The organism is Planktotalea sp., from assembly GCF_039984035.1.
GTDB lineage: Bacteria > Pseudomonadota > Alphaproteobacteria > Rhodobacterales > Rhodobacteraceae > Planktotalea.
On record NZ_JBDWVM010000016.1, the window covers coordinates 1 to 4,162 of the forward strand.

5 protein-coding genes are annotated in these 4,162 nt (G+C 53.3%); 2 read left to right on the forward strand and 3 right to left on the reverse strand.

The features are described 5' to 3' along the window. Positions 1-72 precede the first annotated feature (72 nt). Positions 73-624, reverse strand: coding sequence for a TetR/AcrR family transcriptional regulator (locus ABJQ89_RS00825; protein WP_348494384.1), 552 nt, complete (start codon positions 622-624; stop codon positions 73-75). 71 nt (positions 625-695) lie between these two features. Here ABJQ89_RS00825 and ABJQ89_RS00830 point away from each other — a divergent pair, with 71 nt between their 5' ends. Then, positions 696-1,067 carry a hypothetical protein gene (locus ABJQ89_RS00830; protein WP_348494385.1) on the forward strand — a complete coding sequence of 124 codons (372 nt, stop codon included), beginning with the start codon at positions 696-698 and terminating at the stop codon, positions 1,065-1,067. A gap of 75 nt (positions 1,068-1,142) precedes the next feature. Here ABJQ89_RS00830 and ABJQ89_RS00835 read toward each other — a convergent pair whose 3' ends face one another. Continuing rightward, positions 1,143-2,831, reverse strand: a complete 1,689-nt coding sequence (locus tag ABJQ89_RS00835; RefSeq protein ID WP_348494386.1) for an acyl-CoA dehydrogenase family protein — start codon at positions 2,829-2,831, stop codon at positions 1,143-1,145. A 158-nt stretch (positions 2,832-2,989) separates the two neighbouring features. Here ABJQ89_RS00835 and ABJQ89_RS00840 point away from each other — a divergent pair, with 158 nt between their 5' ends. After that, a complete protein-coding gene (locus ABJQ89_RS00840) occupies positions 2,990-3,763 on the forward strand; it encodes a sulfite exporter TauE/SafE family protein (RefSeq protein WP_348494387.1) in 774 nt (257 codons plus the stop codon). Positions 3,764-3,765: 2 nt separating this feature from the next. Here ABJQ89_RS00840 and ABJQ89_RS00845 read toward each other — a convergent pair. After that, positions 3,766-4,162: FtsX-like permease family protein (locus ABJQ89_RS00845; RefSeq protein WP_348494388.1), on the reverse strand; the 397-nt coding region annotated here is incomplete at its 5' end.

The window sequence follows — 4,162 nt, forward strand, 5'->3', positions numbered from 1 at the left end:
GAAGCCTACAAGCAATCGCGCGATCAGATCATTGCGCAACTAACGGATAAATGGGGCGAGGCACGCTAGACATTAGTCCGTTTCAGACAGGGCAATCATAAGATCGGCAAGTGTGCCGAGCGGTGCGCCATAATTATCTTCATTGCCATGAGCAACTTCCTGAAGGCCAATCAGCCCCGCATAAAACAGCTTTGGCAAATCGGGATTGGCCATTCCTAGCTGTTCAAAAATGCCCGACAAATGCGCCAGTCGCGCTCCGTCCACGCGGCGTACCGCCTGTTCAACGCGTTCATCAGATTTCGCCCAGGCGCGGATCGCAGGCTCAACCCCAACACCACCGTAGCCGTCAGGCAATTCGGTCGAAACCTTCGCAAGCGTACGGAGTTTTGCTTCCGGAGAGGGGATAGAGTCGAGCAAGACGATGATCTCTCGCGTCGCTTTTTCTTCCCAGTGCTCCAACATGCTGGCCTGAAAGGTCGGTACATCCTTAAAGTGCCAATAAAACGAACCTTTGGTCGTGCCCAATGAGCGCGCCAATGGCTCTGCTTTTAAGGTTTGTGGCCCATTTTCGGTTAAGGAGCGGAAACCCGCCACCATCCAATCTGTCTGCGTCAATCTGCTCATACCCTAACATACGTCAGCGTATTGACCGTCGCAAGACAGCTTACTATACGGTTGCGTATGGAGGACGACCTATGAAGAAAATCATGTGTATCGCAGCCGTATTGATGGCGCTGACAACAGGCTTGCATCTGTTTGGCGGAACGTCAGAAATTATGAACCCTATTCTTGAAACAGACATCCATCCGGTAATCAAAGGAACCTCGATGGTCGTGTGGCACGCGATTACGGCGATCCTTGCGCTGATGGCTATTGGAATATTCTACCTCGCGCGCAGCAAGAACGACGCCTTGGCCTATTTCATTATTGCGATCCAGCTCGCCTTCGCAGGGCTCTTTATCTTTTACAATGCGTCGATGTTGGATGCGCTTTTTGCGATGCCGCAATGGATCATCTTCCTCGGCATTCCCGCAGTTATGGGAGTATCTTTGTACAAAGATGCGTAATCAAAACTGCCTAAAACAAAAAAGCCCCCCGACGCGTTGCGCCGAGGGGCTCCTGCTCAAACTTTCGAAAACCGACTAGCCAAGCAAACGACGCGCGATAACCTGCGCTTGAATTTCGCCCGCACCCTCGAAGATGTTCAAAATCCGTGCATCGCAGAGGATACGCGAAATCTTGTACTCTAACGCGAAACCGTTGCCGCCATGAATTTGCAAAGCGTTGTCCGCAGCCGCCCAAGCCACGCGCGCACCAAGCAATTTCGCCATACCAGCCTCAAGATCGCAACGACGTCCTTCGTCCTTTTCACGGGCAGAGAAATAGCTCAACTGACGTGCGACCATAATCTCAACGGCCATCATCGCGAGCTTGCCAGAAACGCGTGGGAAGTTGATTAGACTCTTGCCAAACTGTTTGCGATCAATCGCGTATTGCATCCCTACATCGAGCGCCGATTGCGCTACGCCAATCGCGCGCGCGGCCGTTTGAATGCGCGCGCTCTCAAAGGTTTCCATCAATTGCTTGAACCCTTTGCCTTCTTCGCCGCCCAATAGGTTCTCGCCTTTGACGTGGAAGTTGTCGAACGCCAGTTCATATTCCTTCATACCGCGATACCCGAGCACTTCGATCTCGCCGCCGGTCATGCCGTCAGTCGGGAATGGGGCTTCATCTGTTCCGGGTGTTTTTTCCGCCAGGAACATGGACAAGCCTTTGTAGTTGCTTGTCTCGGGATCGGTGCGAGCGAGCAGGGTCATCACTTGGGTGCGCGCCGCATGCGTGATCCATGTCTTGTTACCCGTCACTTTGTAATCGCCGTTCTCATCTTTGACGGCTCGCGTGCGCAAGGAGCCGAGATCGGACCCTGTGTTCGGCTCGGTAAAGACGGCAGTCGGCAGCGTTTCAGCAGATGCGATTTGCGGTAGCCATTTGGCTTTCTGTTCATCCGTACCGCCCGCAATGATCAATTCCGCCGCGATTTCAGATCGCGTGCCGAGCGAGCCAACACCGATATATCCACGCGACAATTCTTCGGACACGACGCACATGGAGGCCTTTGAGAGGCCGAAACCACCAAATTCTTCTGGGATTGTCAGGCCGAATACACCCATCTCGGCCAATTCATCGATGATCTCCATCGGGATCAATTCGTCCTTGAGGTGCCATTCATGTGCGAAGGGCTCGACCTTCTCCACAGCATAGCGGCGGAACTGATCACGGATCATTTCGAGTTCTTCATCAAGGCCGGAAGCACCAAACATCGTCGCGCCAGATTGCTCTTGCATCAGCTCTACCAAACGCGTGCGCGCGGCTTGTGTGTTGCCTTGCTGGGTCAACGTCATCACAGCAGGTTCGGTTAATGCACGCGAATCTTCTTGGGAAAGACCGATATCTTGCAGTCGCAGAATCTCTCCCTGATTCATCGGGATGCCGCCATAGATCTGCCAGAGGTATTCACCAAAAGCGATTTGGTGGATCAACTGTTCTAGCTCACCAAAGGTGCCTGCGTCTTGCTGACGTTCAGCCCAGCCTTGCATCTGGCGCAGGCTTTCAACATAGGTTGCAAGCCAAGCGAACCCGTGGCTAGCTGTTTGATTTTCTTCGATAAGTGCGTTTGAGACACGACCGTCCGCGCTGACTGTTTCGCGTAGGCGTTCCCGCGCGAGATCAAGGATCGTTTCCGCAGGCGTGACTGCCGCCTTGGTCAATTGCAGGAGGTTAGGGAGGATCACCGGAGTTGTCATTGTCATATCCTGTCCGTCATGTGCCATCGAAAATCTCTCTTGTAATGCGTCACCGTTACCTAATCCTTTCGCAGTTGCAGCGCAACATAAATGCGAATTAGTTTATTTTTTTGTTTTTATATTGCGCGGTGGATTTCTGATAATTCCGCGCTACGCATCAAATCCACCCGCTGTTATGACATAGCATGGATTCAATTTTTACGATTCTCCCGCTTTCACTTTACCTTTTCGCGCTTGTTGTCGCGTTCTTTGCTGGGGTTGTGAAGGGAATGGTCGGCTTTGCTTTACCGACGATCTTGGTGTCTTCCCTGAGTACTGTCATGCCGCCCGAACTGGCTTTGGCGGGTATGATTGCGCCCACATTCGTGACCAATATGATGCAAACCTTACGTTACGGTCTGCGCGCGACTTGGGAGGTCATTGTCGATTTCCGTGCCTTCCTGTGCATTGGTGGTCTCGCGCTTTTCGGCGCCGCTCAATTGGTGCCCCATCTACCGACCAATGTGTTCTTGATCATCATGGGGGCAAGCATAACCAGCTTTGCGATTTGGCAATTGTCCAACTTTGGTCCAACGCCCGGGTCTTGGGGGCAAAGCAAGGTTTTGGACCTCTTCTTTGGTGGACTTGCTGGGATTTCAGGGGGGCTAACAGGCATGTGGGGTCCACCGACGGTGGCATACCTCACAGCGCTTGGTGCAGAGAAACGTCAGCAAATGCTGGTTCAAGGTGTCGTCTATGGGCTTGGCGCGTTTCTTCTGGTCGTTGCGCATTCAAAATCAGGTATCTTGAATGCTCAAACCATTCCTTGGAGTCTTTCGCTCTTGCCGACTGCGATTTTGGGCATGTGGGTTGGGGGGCGCGTCTCTGACCGCTTTGATCAAGCAACCTTTCGCAAAGTGACATCATTTGTTTTGGTGTTCGGCGGGCTCAACCTGCTGCGGCGCGGCATAATGGGCTAACTCTAACGCCCGCTTGAGAACACTTGCAGCAATTGATGCGGAGCGGTGCGCGCAAGGCGCAAGGCTGGCCAACTCGCCGCGACAAGAGCGGCCAGCGCTGAAACAAGCGCCAAGATCAGATAGGATTTCGGGAAGACGAACATGGGCAGTTGCCATCCAAAGGCGGCCACGTTCACCACAGCGAGCAAGGCCCAAGACAAAGCAAGGCCAAGAGGGATGGCTAGGATCGTCACACAAACGGCCAAGACCACGGATCGTAACAGCTCCAACTGGCCCAATTGTTTGCGCGTGATCCCAAGGGCCCAGATAGGCGCAAGCTGCGGCAGGCGCATTTGGCTCAAGGTGAGAAGGCTCATCATGATCGAAAAACCAGCGACGCTGAGGGTCAAAACATTCAAG